Source organism: Streptomyces sp. NPDC020917 (assembly GCF_044333795.1).
Lineage (GTDB): Bacteria > Actinomycetota > Actinomycetes > Streptomycetales > Streptomycetaceae > Actinacidiphila.
Window position 1 is genome coordinate 408,238 of record NZ_JBIRRR010000003.1, and the last position, 18,770, is coordinate 427,007.

At 70.9% G+C, this 18,770-nt stretch carries 17 protein-coding genes; 3 read left to right on the forward strand and 14 right to left on the reverse strand.

The window, feature by feature from the left end; all coding sequences use genetic code 11:
• The first annotated feature begins 13 nt into the window (after positions 1-13).
• Positions 14-1,456: an aminopeptidase P family protein gene (locus tag ACH4TG_RS08895; protein ID WP_398241479.1), complete on the forward strand. Its 1,443-nt coding sequence runs from the start codon at positions 14-16 to the stop codon at positions 1,454-1,456.
• Between the two features lie 59 nt (positions 1,457-1,515).
• On the opposite strand, the gene ACH4TG_RS08900 is transcribed toward ACH4TG_RS08895, so the two are convergent.
• The 3 genes from ACH4TG_RS08900 to ACH4TG_RS08910 all read right to left on the reverse strand — a co-directional run bounded on the left by ACH4TG_RS08900 (position 1,516) and on the right by ACH4TG_RS08910 (position 5,109).
• The gene (locus ACH4TG_RS08900; protein WP_398241688.1) at positions 1,516-2,874 is read right to left on the reverse strand and encodes an aminopeptidase P family protein; all 1,359 of its coding nucleotides are present in this window, start codon (positions 2,872-2,874) and stop codon (positions 1,516-1,518) included.
• Between the two features lie 379 nt (positions 2,875-3,253).
• Entirely contained in the window at positions 3,254-3,892 is a 639-nt protein-coding gene (locus tag ACH4TG_RS08905; RefSeq protein ID WP_398241480.1) for a response regulator, read from the reverse strand.
• Positions 3,889-5,109, reverse strand: coding sequence for a sensor histidine kinase (locus ACH4TG_RS08910; RefSeq protein ID WP_398241481.1), 1,221 nt, complete (start codon positions 5,107-5,109; stop codon positions 3,889-3,891). Before ACH4TG_RS08910 ends, ACH4TG_RS08905 begins: the two co-directional genes overlap by 4 nt.
• Positions 5,110-5,282: 173 nt before the next feature.
• Between ACH4TG_RS08910 and ACH4TG_RS08915 the strand changes: the two genes are divergently transcribed.
• Both ACH4TG_RS08915 and ACH4TG_RS08920 read left to right on the forward strand, forming a co-directional pair.
• Complete coding sequence (locus tag ACH4TG_RS08915; protein ID WP_398241482.1) at positions 5,283-6,371, forward strand: ABC transporter permease; 1,089 nt, start codon at positions 5,283-5,285, stop codon at positions 6,369-6,371.
• On the forward strand, positions 6,368-7,051 hold the full coding sequence (locus ACH4TG_RS08920; protein ID WP_398241483.1) for an ABC transporter ATP-binding protein: 684 nt from the start codon (positions 6,368-6,370) through the stop codon (positions 7,049-7,051). The genes ACH4TG_RS08915 and ACH4TG_RS08920 overlap by 4 nt, the downstream gene beginning before the upstream one ends.
• A 113-nt stretch (positions 7,052-7,164) precedes the next feature.
• Here ACH4TG_RS08920 and ACH4TG_RS08925 read toward each other — a convergent pair whose 3' ends face one another.
• From ACH4TG_RS08925 to ACH4TG_RS08975, 11 genes are all read right to left on the reverse strand, one after another.
• A complete protein-coding gene (locus ACH4TG_RS08925; protein ID WP_398241484.1) occupies positions 7,165-8,460 on the reverse strand; it encodes a glucarate dehydratase family protein in 1,296 nt (431 codons plus the stop codon).
• A gap of 36 nt (positions 8,461-8,496) precedes the next feature.
• Entirely contained in the window at positions 8,497-9,228 is a 732-nt protein-coding gene (locus ACH4TG_RS08930) for a FadR/GntR family transcriptional regulator (protein WP_398241485.1), read from the reverse strand.
• A 53-nt stretch (positions 9,229-9,281) separates the two neighbouring features.
• Positions 9,282-9,962: a GntR family transcriptional regulator gene (locus ACH4TG_RS08935; protein ID WP_398241486.1), complete on the reverse strand. Its 681-nt coding sequence runs from the start codon at positions 9,960-9,962 to the stop codon at positions 9,282-9,284.
• Positions 9,963-9,984: 22 nt separating this feature from the next.
• The gene (locus tag ACH4TG_RS08940; RefSeq protein ID WP_398241487.1) at positions 9,985-10,836 is read right to left on the reverse strand and encodes an amidohydrolase family protein; all 852 of its coding nucleotides are present in this window, start codon (positions 10,834-10,836) and stop codon (positions 9,985-9,987) included.
• Positions 10,833-11,771, reverse strand: a complete 939-nt coding sequence (locus ACH4TG_RS08945) for an aldo/keto reductase (RefSeq protein WP_398241488.1) — start codon at positions 11,769-11,771, stop codon at positions 10,833-10,835. Before ACH4TG_RS08945 ends, ACH4TG_RS08940 begins: the two co-directional genes overlap by 4 nt.
• On the reverse strand, positions 11,768-12,556 hold the full coding sequence (locus ACH4TG_RS08950; protein ID WP_398241489.1) for a ribonuclease activity regulator RraA: 789 nt from the start codon (positions 12,554-12,556) through the stop codon (positions 11,768-11,770). Before ACH4TG_RS08950 ends, ACH4TG_RS08945 begins: the two co-directional genes overlap by 4 nt.
• Positions 12,543-14,495, reverse strand: a complete 1,953-nt coding sequence (locus ACH4TG_RS08955; protein ID WP_398241689.1) for a hypothetical protein — start codon at positions 14,493-14,495, stop codon at positions 12,543-12,545. The genes ACH4TG_RS08950 and ACH4TG_RS08955 overlap by 14 nt, the downstream gene beginning before the upstream one ends.
• A 13-nt stretch (positions 14,496-14,508) precedes the next feature.
• Positions 14,509-15,345 (reverse strand): carbohydrate ABC transporter permease, encoded by an 837-nt coding sequence (locus ACH4TG_RS08960; RefSeq protein ID WP_398241490.1) that lies wholly within the window; start codon positions 15,343-15,345, stop codon positions 14,509-14,511.
• On the reverse strand, positions 15,342-16,211 hold the full coding sequence (locus ACH4TG_RS08965) for a carbohydrate ABC transporter permease (RefSeq protein ID WP_398241491.1): 870 nt from the start codon (positions 16,209-16,211) through the stop codon (positions 15,342-15,344). Before ACH4TG_RS08965 ends, ACH4TG_RS08960 begins: the two co-directional genes overlap by 4 nt.
• A 100-nt stretch (positions 16,212-16,311) precedes the next feature.
• Complete coding sequence (locus ACH4TG_RS08970; protein WP_398241492.1) at positions 16,312-17,574, reverse strand: ABC transporter substrate-binding protein; 1,263 nt, start codon at positions 17,572-17,574, stop codon at positions 16,312-16,314.
• Between the two features lie 498 nt (positions 17,575-18,072).
• Complete coding sequence (locus ACH4TG_RS08975) at positions 18,073-18,753, reverse strand: GntR family transcriptional regulator (RefSeq protein ID WP_398241493.1); 681 nt, start codon at positions 18,751-18,753, stop codon at positions 18,073-18,075.
• Positions 18,754-18,770 lie beyond the last annotated feature (17 nt).

Here is an 18,770-nt window from a genome sequence, read left to right on the forward strand (position 1 = left end):
GACGGAGCGTACGGTGGGGCGAGACGAGATACTGCCGCACGAGGGTGCGAGCCACGACCGCGCGGCGCCGCCGACACTGGCGGAGTGCTTCACGCAGGGGTGGGCCGAGTCGGCCCGGCCGGCGCCGGTACTGCCCGGAGCGGCATACGCGGCCAAGCGCCGCGCGCTGCTGTCGGCGCGCTTCCCCGGCGAGCGGATCGTGGTCCCGGCCGGCGGCCTGAAGGTCCGGAGCAACGACTTCGACTACGCCTTCCGGCCGCACTCCGCGTTCCTCCACCTCACCGCGGACGAGGGCGCGAGCGCCGTCCCGGACAGCGTCCTCGTCCTCGAACCGACGGGCACCGGCCACGAGGCCACCGTGTTCACCCGGCCGCGCTCCCCGCGCGACGGCGGCCCGAACGGCACCGAGTTCTACCGCGACCGCCGCTACGGCGAGTTCTGGGTCGGCCGGCGCCGCACCCTCGCGGAGACCTCCGACGCCCTCGGTCTCGCGGCCCACCCCCGCGACGACCTCGCACGCGCCCTCGCTCCGCACGTGCCGACCCGGGTGGTGCGCGGGCAGGACCCGGTGGTCGACGCGGCGGCGCCGCCCACCGCCGAGGCCGAGTCCGAACTCCTCGCGTTCCTGTCGGAGTTGCGGCTGGTCAAGGACGCGTGGGAGGTCGAGCAGATGCGCGCGGCCGTGGGGCACACCGTGGCCGCCTTCCACGACGTCGCGTGCGAGCTGCCGGCGGCGACGCGGCTGGCGCGCGGCGAACGCTGGATCGAGGGCACGTTCAACCGGCGGGCCCGGCTGGAGGGTTACGGCCTCGGATTCGAGACGATCGCGGCGGCCGGCGCGCACGCGTGCGTCCTGCACTGGATGCGCAACGACGGTCCCGTCCGCGACGGCGAACTCCTGCTGCTGGACGCCGGGGTGGAGACCGACGCCTGCTACACCGGCGACGTCACCCGCACCCTGCCGGTCGGCGGGCGTTTCAGCGACGCGCAACGGCAGGTGTACGACCTGGTGTACGCGGCCCAGTCCGCGGGCATCGCCGCGCTGCGGCCCGGCGCGCGGTTCGGCGACTTCCACGACGCCGCGACGCGGGTCATCGCCGAGGGCCTGGACGCCTGGGGCCTGCGCCCGGCCGGCACCGGCCCCCACGACCCTTCCCTGTACGGCCGTTACACCGTCTGCGGCACCGGGCACATGCTCGGCCTGGACTGCCACGACTGCGCGGACGCCCGCAGCAGCGCCTACCATGACGGCGTCCTGGAGCCGGGCCACGTCCTGACCGTCGAGCCCGGCCTGTACTTCCAGCCGGACGACCTGACCGTCCCCGCGCACATGCGCGGCATCGGCGTGCGCATCGAGGACGACTTCCTCGTCACCGCCGACGGCGCCGAATGCCTGTCGTCGGCCCTGCCGCGCGCCGCCGACGACGTCGAGGCGTGGGTGACCGCCGCCCGCTGACCTCACCCGACCCGGGACAGCAGGGGTGGGGCCGCCGGCGGCGGCCCCACCCCGTCGCGTCAGCCGCGCAGGCCGGCCATCCACGCCTCCACCTCGGCGGCCGACCGGGGCAGGCCGGCCGACAGGTTCGCGTTGCCGTCCGCCGTGACCAGGATGTCGTCCTCGATCCGCACACCGATGCCGCGGTACTCCGGCGGGACCGTCAGGTCGTCGGACTGGAAGTACAGGCCGGGCTCCACGGTCAGCACCATCCCCGTCTCCAGCGTGCCGTCCACGTACGCCTCGGTGGGGGCGAGCGCGCAGTCGTGGACGTCGAGGCCGAGCATGTGGCCGGTGCCGGCGAGCGTCCAGCGCCGGTGCAGGCCGAGGGCGAAGACCTCCTCCACCGGCCGGTCGCCGAGCAGGCCCCATGCCACCAGGTGCTCCGCCAGCGTGCGCTGGGCGGCGACATGGAAGTCCACGAACCTCGCCCCGGGCCTGACCGCCGCGATGCCGGCCTCCTGCGCCGCGAACACCGCGTCGTAGACCTTGCGCTGGATCGCGGTGAAGCGGCCGCTGACCGGCAGCGTGCGGGTGACGTCCGCGGTGTAGAGGTGCGTGGTCTCCACCCCGGCGTCCAGCAGGAGCAGGTCGCCGGGCTCGGCGTAGCCGGTGTTGCGAACCCAGTGCAGGGTGGTGGCGTGGTCGCCCGCCGCGCAGATCGACCTGTAGCCGACGTCGTTGCCCTCGATCCGCGCCCTCATGAAGAACGTGCCCTCGACGACGCGTTCCGCCGTGGCCGTGTCGGGGGCCAGCGTGCGCACCACGTCCTCGAAGCCGCGGGCGGTGGCCGCGCAGGCGAGGCGCAGCTCGTCGATCTCGAACTCGTCCTTGACCAGCCGCAGTTCGGCGAGGAAGACACGCAGCTCCTCGTCCCGCGCGGGGTCGGTCCTGCCGTGCAGGGCTGCCTCGACCCCGGCGTCGTGGCCGCGCAGCACCCGGATGCGTCCCGCGGCCTCCTCCAGGTGCGCGGGCAGGGTGCGCCGGTCCCGGCACTCCAGGCCGAGCAGCCGGTGGTTCTCCGCCAGGCTGTTGCGCCGCCCGTCCCACAGCTCGCCGTGCAGGTCGAGCCAGAACTCCCCACTGCTGCGGTCGGACCGGGGGCGCAGGTACGCGACGGCCCGGTGCCCCCCGCCTGCCCGGGGCTCCATCACGAGTGCGGCGTCCTCGGACTGGTCGCCGGACAGGTGGACGTACTCCGAGGAGGGGCGGAAGGGGTAGTCGCTGTCGTTGGAGCGCACCTTCGGGTTCCCGGCGGGGACGACCAGCAGTTCGCCCGGGTAGCGGGCGGACAGCGCGGCACGGCGGCGCGCGCAGTACGGGGCCTGCCCGATCGGCTCCAGGTCCCGGCGTTCGGTGTCGGCCCAGCCCTGGGCCATGTGCGCGGCGAGTTCGGGACCGGGGGCGGGCAGCAGGCCGTTCTTCCGCCTGGTGCGCTCGCTCGTGACCGCCCGGTCGGTGCCGGGGCTGGCGTGGGTCGGCTGGGTCACGACTGTCTCCTGACGGTGAGGGGTCGGGGGTGGGTGCTGCCCGGACGCCGGTTCGCGGTCGCTCTCGCCGTTCCGCTACCCCCACACCCGGTGGCATGTGACATATTACGTGCCGCTTCGGTCCACCACCCTCCTCTTGAAGGGACCTTTGGACGCCCGCTTCGAACTGCTCGCCGGCCTCCCGGTCAGCCGCCTCTCCGGGACCACGAGTTGACGGTCACGCGCACCGGCGCGCGGGTATGCGGCGGGCCGGCTCTTGGAGCGGCCGTCAGCGCCGGATGAGCCCGAGGTCGGTGGCGGTCGCGACAGCGGACGTCCGCGAGTCGACGCCGAGCTTGGTGTAGATGCGGGCGAGGTGGGACTTGACCGTTCCCTTGGTGAGGTGGAGACGGTGGCCGATGGCCTGATTGGACAGGCCGTCGGCGACCAGGGTGAGGACTTCGGTCTCGCGGCGGGTCAGGGCGGAGCCCGGCGTGCGCAGCCGGTTCATCAGCCGCTCGGCGACTGTGGGCGCGAGCGTGGTGTGGCCGGCGGCAGCGGTGCGCACGGCGGCGGCCAGCTCTTCGGGGGGAGCGTCCTTGAGGAGGTAGCCGGTGGCGCCGGCTTCGATGGCGGGAAGGGTGTCGGCGTCGGAGGCGTAGGTGGTGACGATCAGAACGCGGGGGGCCTGAGGCCGGGCCGTGATCCGGACGGTGGCTTCGGCGCCGCCCATGCCCTTGCCGAACTGCAGGTCCATGAGGACGACGTCGATGCCGCCCTCGGCGGCGCGGGTGACGGCGTCCTCGGCGGTGGCCGCCTCGGCCACGACGACGATGCCGGGCTCGGTCTCCAGTACGGCGCGCAGTCCGGCGCGGACGACGGGGTGGTCGTCGGCCAGGAGGAGGCGGATGGGGGTGTCGTGGGTCACGGGCGGACCTCGGGCGTGGTGTCGGCGGGCAGGGCGAGAGGGAGTCTGACGGCCACGGCGGTGCCGCGGGCGTCCGCGGAATCGATGGTCAGGGTGCCACCGAGTGCCGTGACGCGGGCCCGCATGGCCGCGAGGCCGAAGCCGCCGTTCTCGGGGTCGGAGGCGGGCAGCCGTCCGGGATCGAATCCGGTGCCGTCGTCGACGATGTCGAGAGTGACGTCGTCGGCGAGGTAGCCGAGGGTGACGTCGGCGGTTGCGGCCTGGGCGTGCCGGACGGTGTTGCCCAGCGCTGACTGGGCGATGCGCAGGAGGGCGACTTCGTGCGCGACGGCCAGCGGGACAGGGTCCCCGGTGAGGTGGAATCGCGCGGAGATCCGGTGGCGGGCGGTGGTGGTGCCGCACAGCCGTTCCAGAGCGCCGGCCAGGGTGGTGCCGTCCAGGGCCGGTGGGCTCAGGGCGGCGACGAAGCGGCGGGCCTCGGCCAGGTTGTCGACCGCGGCCTGCCGGGCCGCCTCCACGTGTCCGGCGGCGGCGACGGGCCGGTCGGGCAGGGCGCGTTCAGCGGCGCGCAGCAGCAATTGGATGCTGGACAGGCCCTGCGCGAGGGTGTCGTGGATCTCGCGTGCGAGGCGTTCGCGTTCGGTCAGGACCCCGGCGGCGTGCTGGGCCTCGGCCAGGTCGGCGCGGGTGGCGGTGAGCTCCTCGATCAGGCGCCTGCGCTGTTCGCTCTCGCGGTACAGGGCCTGATAGCCCCGGACCACCGCGACCGCCACGGCGGCGCCGAGAGCGGGGCCGATCACCATCGCCGCGCTGAAGGAGTCCTGATGGGCGGCGAAGCCGGCGATGGCCGCCGCCGCGGTGGCGGCCACGGCGATGAGCCCGGCGCGGCGCGGCAGCAGGTGGAGCTGGAGGAAGTACAGCGGGAACGCCAGCCAGACGGCGTCGGCGGACAGGGCCAGCAGCGCCAGCCACACGACTCCCTCAGCGGCCAGCCAGAGTGCGGCGCCCCGCCGGGAACCGCGGACGCCGGGTAGAAGCGGTCCGGCCGCGTAGACCGCGGCGCACGCCAGGGCGCAGGCCACGATCGCCCCGGCATGAGGGTCGCGGCCGGCCACCGCCCGCCCGGCGGCCAGGGCCAGCAGGCCGATGACCAGCAGGTGCAGGCACCAGGCAAGAGCCCGGGTGGTCGGCGTCAGGGTAGGGGCATCGGCGTTCACAGTGCCTCCAAGGCTACGAAACCCTGCGGCCCGGACGCCTCCATCGAAAGTGAGAACCCGCGTGGCGCCTTTCGGCCCGCGAGGTGCCGTCGTGCGCCAGACGCGCGCATGGGGGGCCGGAGGCGAGGGTGGGGGCATACCGCTTCTGCCACCGGAAAGGACAGGTCAAGGCCGTGTTCGTCGCCTGGAGAGACCTGAAGTTCGCCAAAGGGCGCTTCGCCCTGGTGGGGACCGTCATCGTGCTGATCACCCTGCTGGTCGGGCTGCTGTCCGGGCTGACGGCCGGACTGGGCCGGCAGAACATCTCCGCGATCACGGGACTGCCTGCCGGCAAGATCGCCTTCCAGGCTCCCGGCGGCGGCCAGGACCTGTCGTACTCCAACTCCACGGTCACCCGGCAGCAGTGGCAGCGGTGGGCCGAGGCTCCTGGCGTCGAAAGCGCCGAGCCGCTGGGCATCACCACCACCAAGGCCGCCGCCGGCGACCACAGCACCGCCGTCTCCGTCTTCGGCGTGCAGCCGGGCTCTCCCCTTGCCCCTGACAGCAGCAGGATCGACGACGTGTCGGTGGTGCTGTCCGCAGCGGCGGCCGACGATCTCGCGGCGAAAGCCGGCGACCGCCTCACCCTGGCCGGACAGCGGCTGACGGTGGCCGCGGTGCGGGGCGACGCCTATTTCAGCCACACCCCGGTCGTCTGGACCAGCCTGGCCACCTGGCAGAGGGCCGCGCCGCCCACCGGCGCCGGTGCCGGGCCGACGGCCACGGTCATCGCATTGAACACCACCCCGGAGGCGGATGTGGCGGCCACCGACCGGCAGGCCGGCACCAGGACGGTCTCCACCGGCGCCTCACTCTCCGCGATCGGTTCCTACACCTCCGAGAACGGCTCCCTGCAGCTGATGCGCGGCTTCCTGTTCGCCATCTCGGCCCTGGTCGTCGGCGCCTTCTTCACGGTGTGGACCATCCAGCGCAGCGGCGACATCGCCGTCCTGAAGGCCCTGGGGGCCTCCACGGCCGACCTGCTCAAGGACGCCCTCGGCCAGGCAGCCGTGCTGCTCACCGGCGGCACCCTGGTCGGTACGGGCATCGCCGCCGGCCTGGGCGAACTCGTCGCCGGCTCGGCCGTACCGTTCCTGCTCACTCCGGCCACCATGCTGGTCCCGGCCGCGGTGATGATCCTCCTCGGCGCCCTCGGGGCCGCCCTGTCCCTCCGCCGTATCACCTCCGTCGACCCGCTGACCGCCCTGGGGAGCGCCCGATGAGCCTGAACCTGACGGACGTCACCCTCACCTACCCCGACGGCGACAACCGCCTGACCGCCCTCGACAAGGTCGGTCTGGACGTGGCCAAGGGCAGCCTGACCGCGGTGGTCGGCCCCTCGGGCTCCGGGAAGTCCAGCCTGCTGGCCGTCGCCGCCACCCTCATCACGCCGGACGCCGGCACCGTCACCGTCGACGGGACCGTCACCACCGGCCTGAGCCGGGGCGAGCTGACCGAGCTGCGCCGCCACAAGATCGGCATCGTCTTTCAGCAGCCCAACCTGCTGCCCTCCCTGACCGCCGCCGAACAGCTCCAGGTCATGGCGAAGATCGCCGGCGGGCCTCCCCGCAAGGCCCGTGGCCGGGCCATGGAGCTCCTGGACGCGGTCGGGCTCGCGGACCAGGCCGGCCGGCGGCCCCACCAGCTGTCCGGCGGACAGCGCCAGCGCGTGAACATCGCGCGGGCCCTGATGAACGACCCCACCGTCCTCCTGGTCGACGAGCCCACGAGCGCCCTCGACCACGAACGCGGCGCCGCCGTGATCGAGTTGATCACTCGCCTCACCCGCCAGCGGGCCACCGCCACCATCCTGGTCACCCACGACCGCACCCATCTCACCGCCGTCGACCAGATCGCCGAAGTCCACGACGGACGGCTCGCCCTCGTGGCAGCCGCCCGCTGATGATCACTCCGGGTGAAGGGGAGCTCGACGGTGCCGGCCTGGGCGGCCAGCCCGCGCCTTCATGCCGATGCGGTCCGCACGTGGGCAGCGGGCAGACGGCGCGCCGACCCCGATCACCACCGCGGCTTGGTCGGATCGAAGTCGGGGTGGAAGCGGCGCATGTATCCCGAGTCGTCGCGCCCGACGATGCCCTGCCGCAGGTAGTTCTCGTGCAGTCGCGCCAGCGCATCACGGTCGAGTCGGACCCCCAGCCCGGGTGACATCGGCACCGGGACAGCGCCGTCGACGAAAGTCAGCGGGTGCTCGACCACGTCGACTCCCAACTGCCACGGAGTGTGCGTGTCAGCGGCGTAGGTCAACTGCGGGAGTGCCGCGCCGAGATGGGTCATCGCGGCGAGACTGATACCGAGATGGCTGTTGGAATGCATCGACAGGCCCAGGCCCCACGTCTCACAGATGCCCGCCAGGCGCACCGACTGCCGCAGCCCGCCCCAGTAGTGGTGATCGGAGAGGATGACCTGGACCGAACCGCGCTCGACGGCCTCGGGGATGTGGTCGAAGGAGACCACGCACATGTTCGTGGCCAGGGGCATTCCCGCGGTCTCCGCGACGGCGGCCATGCCGGCCAGGCCCTCCGTCGGGTCCTCGAGATACTCCAGCAGCCCCTGTGTCTCGGCGGCGACCCTGCGCGAAGTCTCCACGCTCCACGCGGCGTTGGGATCTATCCGCAGCGGCAGCGCGGGGAACTCATCGCGCAGCGCGCGCACTGCGGCAATCTCCTCGTCCGGGTGGAAGACGCCGCCCTTCACCTTGATCGACTGGAATCCGTACGTCCGCACCATCGTCCGGGCCTGCTCCACGATCCCGGCGGGGTCCAGCGCTGCGCCGAAGGGGTCTTCGCGTCCGTCCGGATGCTGGGCCCACTTGTAGAACAGGTACGCCGAGAACGGCACCGCGTCGCGTACCCGCCCACCGAGCAGGTCGTGGACCGGCCGGCCGATCACCTGTCCCTGCACGTCCAGGCAGGCCACCTCGAACGCGGAGAACACCCGCAACGCCGCCATCTCCCGGCTGATCCCACCTCCCGGGCCAAGCTTCGGCGACGGCTCCTCCGTGGCGCCGAGGACGCCCTCCACCACCGACTTGAGGTATTCGGTCTGGAACGGGTCCAGCCCGATCAGCAGCGGCGCGACCGCGCGCAGCACCGCCAGGTGCGGGGCGTCGCCGTAGGTCTCACCGAGCCCGACGAGGCCGTCCCCGCAGTCCACCTCGATGATCGCGCGCAGTGCCCATGGCTCGTGACAGCCCACGGCGTTGAGCAGCGGCGGATCGGGGAAGGCGATCGGCGTCACCCGGACATCGTTGATCGTGACGGCTCCGCTCGGCCGTTGCATACGGTGGTTACTCATGGTGTGCGTCCTCCACTCGGCGGACATGTCTCCACATCAGTAGTGAGTCATCATCGGGTGGGCCTGCTCGCCGCGAGCATGCGGCTTCACAGCGTCGTGGCGTGCCATGGCGGGCAGTGTCCGCATGGCCAGTGCGGACTGTTCGGGGTCACGCCGCCGGATCGCGTTGACAACGGCCCGCAGGAGGGGAACAAGGTCGCCGGCAGCGTGCACGGGGTGCATCGCCGGGTCCCATTCGGCCAGACAGGTCTCGATGACGACGTCCATCCGAGCCAGCAGCTCGTTGTGGGAGGCGGCGAGCAGCGCGCGGAGGAAGCCGATGGCGGAGGCGAACGCCGCGGGGGCATCGGCACCGGCAGTGGCCACTCCTGCCAGCGCCGCCTCGAGGGACACCAGATCGTCCTCGGTGGCGCGGGCCGCGGCGAGGGTCGCCGCGCCCGGTGCGATGATGGAGCAGAGCTCGCTCAGGTCGTCGAAGAGGCCCGGCTGGGCATGGTGGACGGACTGCCAGCGCAAGAGATCGCTGTCGAAGAGGTTCCAGTCCGCGCGGGACCGTACGAACGTGCCTCGTTTCGGCCGGGCGTCGACGAGGCCCTTGGCGGCGAGGACCCTCAGTGCCTCACGTATCGTGGTCCGGCTCACCCCGAACTCGCGCTGCAGCGCGAGGAGATCCAGAGTGGCCCCCTCGGCCAGCTCTCCTGTCAGAATCCGCTCAGCCATGAGCTGCACCATGCGACCGTGCACACCGCGCGCCGCATACTGTGCCATCGTTGATTCCCTCCGGTCCTCTTGCGTCGGGTGCGGGCAAAGGGCCCGTGGTCCTACCCGTCGCGCTTCGCCAGCTGGGCCGCGCCGATGGCATGCCGGCGAAACGCCGGCCCGGCGTCCTCCACCCGGCCCTCGACGAGCATGGTGAGCAGCCGCTCGTGCTCGGCGACCAACGTGTTGCGGCTGCCGGTGTAGAACGGATCGGAGACCACCCGAAGCGACCACAAACTGGGCTCCATCACCTTCCACAACCGCGGCAGCAGATAGTTCCCGCTGGCGTCACACACCAGCCGGTGGAAGGCCATGTCACTGCCGCGGAAACTCACCGGATCGTCGTTCCGAGCCGCCCGCCGCATGTCGTCGACCACCACGCTCAGCCGGTCGACGAACCCCTCGGCACGACGCTCCGCCGCAGCACGAGCCGCGAACTCCTCAAGATTGCCCCGCAGTTCACGCGCCTGCTCCGCCTCCTCGACCGAGATGCTCGCCACCCGGCTGCCCAGCCGCGGCACATGAGTCACCAGACTCTCGTACACCAGCCGCTTGACCGCCTCACGCACCGGCGCCTGGCTGATGCCCAAACGCTTGGCGATGTCCGACTCCACGATCCGCTGTTCCGGCACCATCTCACCGCTCAAGATGGCCGACCGCAGCAACCGGTACACCTGCTCGGACAGCAGCCCACCCGACAGATTGCCCCGGTTCCGCTCAAGCAACTCGTTCAGCCCGGCCATCAGCGCTCCGACTCCTGGATCGTCATACACGTTTGTCTTTGGGTGATTTCGCCGGATCGAGTCCGTACGCTCCGGCCGCCGTGCCACCCCAGACCGCGACGGCTTCGTCCGCGGTCAGCCCACCCAGCGCACGGGTCACGGCGGCGACGACGTCCTCGTAGGGCGACCACTGGGTGCTGACCGGCCAATCGGAACCGAACATCAGCCGGTGGGGCCCGAACACGTCGAGCACCACCTGGACCACTTCGTCCAGGCCCACACCGCCCGGTGCGGCAGTGGCCTTGCCGAGTCCGGACAGCTTGCACACCACGTTGGGCAGGCCGCCCAACGGCGCCAGTTGTGCGGCCAATTCGCCAAGTCCCCCGCTGCGCACGTCGACGGCAGAGATGGCGGCGTGGTCGACGACGAACCGTACCTGCGGCAGGTCCCTGGCCGCCTGGTAGGCAAGGCCCAAGGTGGCCTGGCCCAGCAGCAGGTCGACAGCCAGGCCCCGCTCCCCCAGAGCCGCCAGTGACCGCCGCACCTGGGGCCGGCCGAGGCGGGTCCCGCCGCCGATCGGGTCTCGCACTCCGACCAGCGCATGCCCCCCGTCCTCCGTGCGGAGTGCGTCGATCACGTCGACGGCGGCGGCGTCCCCGAGATCCCCGTGGACGACGACGCCGGCGATGTGCGGCGAGCAGGCCGCCAGGCCCAGCAGCCAGCGGGCCTCGGCGGCCGATTGCCCCGCCTGCACGGCGACGGCGGTCACCGTTCCTGCGGCCGCCACGAGATCGTCGAGGCCGAAGCGACGATTCAGCCCTTCTGTTGACCGCAGCCAGGCGTGGTCGTGGAGGCCGGGGTCCCACAGGTGTACGTGTGCGTCGACTCTCGTCACGGCGTCGGCACCTCCTGCGGGAGCAGTCCCGCAGCGCGCAGCTCCGTCCAGAACTCGCAGGGAACGGCGGCCTCCGCCATGGCCAGGTTCTCCCGCACCTCTTCCGCGGTCCTGGCCCCGACGACCAGGGTGGAGACAGCAGGGTGCGCCAGGGCGAACCGCAGGGCCGCGGCTTTCATGGGCACCCCGTGGCGAGCGCAGATCTCCTGGATGGCCAGCGCGGTCGCGAGCCGGTCCGGCGGCACCGTCCGGTAGTCGTACTTCGCGCCGGGGTGCGGATCGGCCAGCAGGCCGGAGTTATACACCCCGCCGAGGATGACCCCGACGCCGCGGGCCTCGCATGCGGGCAGCAGGCCGGCCAGTGCGCCCTGGTCAAGGAGGGTGTACCGGCCGGCGAGCAGCACGCAGTCCACGTCGACACGGGCGACGATTCGCTCGAGCATCTCGCTCTGGTTCATGCCCGCGCCCACGGCCGACACCACGCCCTGCTCCCGCAGGTCGACCAGGGCGCGGAAGGCCCCGGTGAGGGCCTCCTGCTCGTGGTCGTCGGGATCGTGCACATGCGCGATGTCCACACGGTCCACTCCGAGCCGGGCCATGCTCCGTTCCAGGCACCGCATGGTGCCGTCATAGGAGAAGTCCGGCTCGACGCTGCTCTCCGTGACGTGGTATCCCACCTTGGTCGCGACGACGAACTGCGACCTGGGGACGCCGGCCAGCAACCGGCCGAGGCGCGCTTCGGACACGCCGTTGCCGTACCTGGGAGCGGTGTCGAACTGGCGCATCCCACCCGTCAGGGCGGCACGCACGGTGCCTTCTGCGTCCTGTTCGGACACCGGCTCGTAGAGGTTGCCCAGCGGCGCGCAGCCCAGACCGAGCCGACCGACCGCCAGACCGGTGCGGCCCAGGACCCCCTCGCCCACGGCACGGTTCATCGCTCGGACTCACGGGTCCGGTCGCGCCACTGCTCGTACTCCGCACGCGACTCCGACGTCAGCGGGTAGTAGCTGTCGAGCCGGGCGCCCTGGTCGAGGCGCATCCGGCTGAACACCTCCCAGTCCTGGTGGTCCTGGGCGTCCGCCACCACTTGCGGTGCCGTGCCCTGCGGGACCACGACGGCCCCGTCGTCGTCGGCGACCACGATGTCACCGGGCAGGCAGAGCACTCCACCGGCGGCAACGGGAACGTCGTACGCCCAGGGGAACAGCTCCGACTGGGAGGCGTAGTGCGGGGTGGTGCCGGTGCACCAGATCGGCACGCCGAGTTCCCGGACCCGTGCCGCGTCCCGGATCCGGCCGTCGACAACGATTCCGGCGCCGCCTTTGCGCTTGAAGTAGCGGACGAGCATGTCGCCGACGCAGCCGCTGAACGCCGACCCGTACGCCTGGATGACGAGGACGTCGCCGGGCTGTACCGCCTCGAGGACCGCCCACAGGGCGGTGCGCCGTTCGACGGCTTCCTGTCCCAGGCCGCTCGCGATGTCCTCACGCTGCGGCATGAACTGGAGCGTCAGTGCCGATCCGGCGATCTTCTGCCCCCTGTCCAAGGGCTGCGGCCCGTGCATCCAGGTACGCCTGATCCCCAGGCCGTGGAGCTTCGCGCACGCGGTGGCGCTGCTGACCTGGCCGAACTGCTCCACCATCTGGGCCTCGGCTCGCTGGTACGCGGCGCCGCGCACCGGAAGGGCCATCACCGGCTGCGTCTGCTCAACGTGCGTCATTCTGCTTCTCCTGATATCGGTCGAACGTCGGGTGGCTCGGGGTGAACTGGCGGCGGCTGATCGACATGGCCAGCTGGAGCCGGGTGCCGGGCGGCAGGACCACCAGCAGGCGGTTGTCCGACACCTCGATGCGCCGGAGGCTCGTTGCGGGCTCGTCGGACCGGTAGGCGCGGCCCGCGCCCGGGTAGCCGCCGTCGAGCTGATCCGCGACGACGTGGTCGATACGGTCCTCGGCGAACGCACCGGCCTGCACCACCACGCGCCGTTCAGCGGTGTTGCTCAGGTTGACCAACTGGACGGTGACACCGGCATCGTCGACGCTCTCGACAAGCGCGGCGACGTCGGCCGGCAGGCCGGGCCTGCGCCGGTCGGCGTCCCAGTAGCGCACCCGCGCCTGCTGGAGTCCCCCGTTGTAGAGGGCCGCGGGAGCCCCGGTCGTCAACTGCACCAGGATCTCGGTCACCACCGGGTTGAGCCGCTGCCACCAGTGGATGTCATCGGTGCGGACCGTCGAGTCGTCCTCGCGGATCAGCGCCATCCTGCGGGCGACCTGCCCGAGCGCCATGGCCAGGGCCCGGGCCGGGTAGTCGGGGTTGCGTCCGGCGAGATAGGAGAGCCACGGCGCCTCGTGTCCGGCCTCCTCCTTGTCACGGAAGCCCTGCACGGTCGTCCAGTCGTAACCGCATTCGGCCTCCACCCGGGCCAGCCGGCGCCCGTCCTGCGGGTCGCCGGAGCACCACCAGATCCAGGCCGGGAACGCGACCTGCAGGGGCTGGCGGTCGAACCAGCCGTGGACGCCGTGCCGGTGGGGCACCAGTTGCAGGTCGCCGTCGGCTTCGCCGCCTAGGCGCTGGCGCCAGGTCGCGGTCATGCTGGAGTCACCGTCACGGATCGGGCCGCGCGTCGCCTCGGCCAGTACCCGGTCCAGCGGTGTCCGGGCCAGATCGAACCAGGCGGTGTCACCGGTGACCAGTGCGGCGTTGACGGCGGCGACGACCGCCGCCGCACCGACGCTGTGCAGGCCGTGGGGCCAGGTCCAGCCGTACGGCCCGCCGTACCAACGGCCGTCGTGCAGCTCACCCACCTGCCCCGACGGACCCACGTTGTCGGGGATGAGCCCGCCGCAGCCGGCGGCCCGTTCCCGCCATGCCTGCACGTAGTCCACGATCCAGTCGCGGTAGCGGGCCTCGTGCGAGTAGAGCCACGCGTTGGCGATCAGTGAGGTCGAGGCGAGGTTCACCGCCACGTCGCCGTCGCCGAGCCGACGGTCCATCGCCTCGCCCATCCGCAGCGCGTTGGCGGGATCGCCCAGGTCGTCCCATGTTTCGATGCCGGGCAGATCCTCCAGCGGCAGGCCGTAGGGCTTCATGTTGAACAGCTCGGCGCCGTACCCGGCCGCCCACTCCTCGTTCACACCCCGGCGCGGGCCGCCGGCCCCGGTGTGCGGTGCCCGGATCATCCGCCGCGGTCCGTCGACGTTGCCGGCGGGTGATTCCGGCAGGTAGAGGTCGGCGAAGCGCAGGGCGCGCTGCCGGAACGTCTCGTCCGACGGATCGGCCGCGCAGATCCCGTAGAACAGCAGCAGCGCCTCGCCCTGGTGGAACCAGTCGTATCCGCGCTCGTACTCGTCGACCAGGAAACCGGCGTCGGTCAGCTGCCGGGTGACCTCGTTCCAGTGCGTCTTGCACGCGTCGAGCAGGTCATCGGCGCCGCCGAGCATGTAGAGCATCGGCCAGTTGAAGAAGGGTTCGTAGAAGTCGTCCGCGCCGTCGCGGCAGGGCGGGAACCCGTCGAAGTCGAAGCGGAGGCCGCCCTGCTCGTCGCAGTACCGGTCTTCGAACGCCCGCCATGCGTCGTCCAGTACGGCGAACAGGTGCCGCTGCAGCACCGCCCAGGGCGGCGGTTCGCAGGTCGGAACAGATGCGGTCACAGCCGCCATGTCATCGGTCATCTCAGCCCTTCGTCGCGCCGGCGGTCAGGCCGCCGACGATCTTGCGCTGCATGATCACGAAGAAGATCAGCACGGGTGCGATGGCCAGCAGCAGCGTGGGATACAGCACGGACAGGTCGGTCGTGTGCAGTCCGATCGCGGCGTACACACCGGTCATGACGGTGTAGAGGCCCGACGACGGTCCGAGCACGATCTGCGGGTTGACGAAGTCGGTCCACACGCCGATGGTGTGCAGGATGACCGCGGTGACCACGATCGGCCGCATCAGGGGGAAGACGATCTGCCAGAACGTGCGCAGCCGGCCGGCGCCGTCGATCTGCGCGGCCTCGTCGAGTTCCCGGGGGATCGACCTGATGTAGCCGACGTAGAGGAACATCGACAGCGGCAGCGTCAGCGTCGTCTCGTACAGCACGAATCCCGGGATCGTGCCCATCAGCCCGAGGTAGCGCAGCACGTAGATCACCGGGATGACCAGCACCTGCCCCGGGATGAACAACCCCGCGAGGAAGACCAGCAGCAGCACCTTGTGCCAGGCGCGGGTGCCCCGGGCGATGACGTAGGCGGCCGGGCCGGCCAGCAGCAACGACAGCGCGTTGACCAGGACGACGAACAGCACGGTCACGCCGAACGCCCTGACGACGTTGTAGTCCGGCGAGGACATTGCCGCCCTGAGATACGCGGTGGACAACCCGCCCAGGTCGAGGGCGAAGGGGTGCTGGCGGATCGCCGACGCGGGCTTGAACGCGTTCACCACGACGAGGTAGAGCGGCACCAGCATGACCACGGCGAACAGGGCGAGCAGCCCCGCACCGGACCAGCGGAAGATCCTTCGGCTCATGCCTCCACCGCCTTCTCACTGCGCCGGCGGAGCGCCACGACCGCGATGGCGAGCGTGGTGGTAACCAGCATGAGCACGAGGCTCTGGGCCGAGGCGTATCCGATCTTGCCGCTCTTGAACGACGACGCGAGCACCAGGTACGCGTACGTCTGGGTGCGGCCGGCCGGGCCGCCGTCGGTCAGCGCGAGCACGAGGTCGTAGACCCGCAGCAGTTGTACGAGCACGAGCAGGACGTTGACCGTCACCGTGGGGGCCAGCATCGGCAGCACCACTGAACGGAAGGTCTGCCAGCGCGACGCGCCGTCGATGCGGGCCGCCTCCAGCAGGGCTTCGGGCACGGTCTGGAGGCCGGCGAGGTACAGCACGACGTTGACCCCGAACGAGGACCAGATCACCACGAAAACGACCGCGCCCAACGCCCAGTGGGGGTTGGCGAGGAACGGGACGGTGTGGTGCTTCGACGCGCTGAGGATGGCGTTGATCGCCCCGTCGGTGCTCAGCACGGCTGACCAGAGGAAGCCGATGATCACCGCGCCCAGCACGTGCGGGTAGAAGAACAGCCCGCGCATCATCGCCTTGAGCCGCCCGCCGCCGTTGAGGATCAGGGCCAGGCCCAGGCCGAGGACGTTGCAGGCCACGGTGCCGACGACGGCGATGACGAGCGTGACGTACACGGCCCTTGCCACGTCTGGGTCGTCGAAGAGCTGCCGGTAGTTGGCCAGGCCCACGAACGAGGGATGTGCCGAGAAGCCGTCCCAGTCGGTGAAGCTGAGCCGGGCGGACACCCCGATGGGGATGAGGACGAACGCGACGACTGCCAGCAGCGCAGGACCCACCATCACCAGGTCGGTCAGGCCGGCGGTCACGCGCTTTCGGAGCAGCCGGGAGCGGCCCGGCGCATCGGTGCGACGGGAAGACCCTGGGGTCGGCAGCCGGCCTGCCGACCCAGGAGCAGCAACCGTCAGGTCACTTCGGGGCATTCGAGGTCCACCACTTGTCCATCGCGCCCACGACCGACGCGGGCGACTCACCGAGGTACAGACTCTGGATCTGCTTGTTGAGCTCGTCCGAGAACCCGTTCGGCGCGGAGTTGTCGCCCAGGCCCGGGCCGATGACGACGACCTTGCCTGCGGCGGCTTCCAGGATCTTGCCGACGTCCTCCGTCAACGGCGAGGCGTCGTAGGTGTACCCGGTGCGGAAGTTGCCCTCGGCCTTCAGCTCGGCGGTGACCGCCGTCTTGTCGCTGACCAGGTACTTCACCAGGTCGATCGCCTCGGCCTGCTTGCTGGAGGACTTGAGCACGGAGTACGGGATGGACGGGTTGCCCGCCTGCGGCGGCGTGGAACCGTCGAACGTGGGGACGGGGAAGACGCCCACGTCGAAGCCGGGCTTGGCGGTGTCGATCGACGGCACCAGCCAGTTGCCCATCACCATGGTCGCCGACTTGCCGGCGGTGAAGTTGGCGATCATGTCGTTGTACTTCACGCCGTTGGCGTCCTTGGGGACCAGGCCGTCCTTGATCCAGGACTGGTACACGCCGAGGTACTTCTCGTAGTTGCTGCCGGCGAAGGTGACGGCGTTCTTGTCGCGCTGCGCGTACCAGTCCGGTACGGCGTTCATCACGTTCGGGTTGGCCATCATGAGGAACTGCGCCCCGGTGGTCCACTCGCCCCCGGTCTGCAGCGGCGTGTACCCCGCGCCCTTCAGCTTGCGCAGGTCCGCGGTGAAGTCGTCGATGGTCTTGGGAAGGTCGGTGATGCCGGCCTTCTGGAAGGCGGCCTTGTTGTAGAAGACCAGCGACTGGATCTGGGTGCCGCTGCCGACCATCCAGACCTTGCCCTTGAGCTTGGACGCCTGCGAGAAGGGCGCGTCCTTGACCCACTGCGCGTCGGGCAGTGGGGCCATCTGGTCGGCCAGCGCGGTGTTCTGCCCGCCGCTGACGATGTCCGGCGGGTCGCCCGCCGCCAGCTGCTGCTGGAGCGTGTCGGCGGTGCCCGAGCCGGTGGGGGCCTCGATCGTCACCTTGACGCCGGGGTGGGCGGCGACGTAGGGGGCCACCAGGTTCTCGTAGAACGACTTGGTCAGCACCGGCGTGATGTTGACCAGCATGCGGATGTTCTTGTCGTGCGTGCCGCCGCTGCCGCCACCCGAACATGCGGCGAGCAGCGCAGTGGACAGGGTCACGGCGCCCAGGACGGCAGGCAGCCTGTGGCGAGAACTCGAGCTCATCGAACCCTCCTCGTGGCTATCGCTCATCGATAGTGCCCACACTTGATCGGCTGCCAGGAGGAAAGTCAAGCGCCGGAAGCACCAGCGTTACCTGTTTGAAACCTCCGCACTGCGCGTCGAGTCGACGACCATAACCTTCGAATCGGCGGAATACCGCCAGGTCAGCGCCGTCTTCAGATCCAACAAGGGCCTCGCCTGGCGTCGGGTACGCGACACTCCGCCGCACCTCGAACGCACCGACCTCTTGACGACATCCGACGACTATGGGCATCCTCCCGCTAATCGATAACGCCCGGTCGACTGGGCAGGGCACGCACCCCGCAGGAGGCGGGCGTGCTCTGCGGTCGCCCCGGTCCTCGACGGGAAGGAGGGCCCAGCATGTCGGGTTACACGGAGTAGCGCGCACCACCGTTTGTGTCGAACCGCCCGTGCGGTGCCGGCTGGACGTCGAGCGTCACATGCTTCGGTCCGTTGGTCCCACGCGTCGCGCTGTTGGTCCTACTCGTCGCGCTCGGCCAGGTGGGCTGCGCCGATGGCGTGCCGGCGAAACGCCCGCCCGGCATCCTCCACCCGGCCCTCGACCAGCAGATTCAGCAGCCGCTCGTGCTCGGCGACCAACGTGTTGCGGCTCCCGGTGTAGAACGGATCGGAGACCACCCGCAACGTCCACAAACTGGGCTCCATCACCTCCCACAACCGCGGCAGCAGATAGTTCCCACTGGCATCACACACCAGCCGGTGAAAGGCCATGTCACTACCGCGGAAACTCACCGGATCATCGTTCCGAGCCGCCCGCCGCATGTCGTCGACCACCGCCTTCAGCCGGTCGACGAACCCCTCGGCACGACGCTCCGCCGCAGCACGAGCCGCGAACTCCTCAAGATTCCCCCGCAACTCACGCGCCTGCTCCGCCTCCTCGACCGAGATGCTCGCCACCCGGCTCCCCAGCCGCGGCACATGAGTCACCAGACTCTCGTACACCAACCGCTTGACCGCCTCACGCACCGGCGCCTGGCTGATACCCAAACGCTTGGCGATGTCCGACTCCACGATCCGCTGATCCGGCACCATCTCACCGCTCAAGATGGCCGACCGCAGCAACCGGTACACCTGCTCGGACAACAACCCACCCGACAGATTGCCCCGGTTCCGCTCAAGCAACTCATTCAGCCCGGCCATCAGCGCTCCCACTCCAT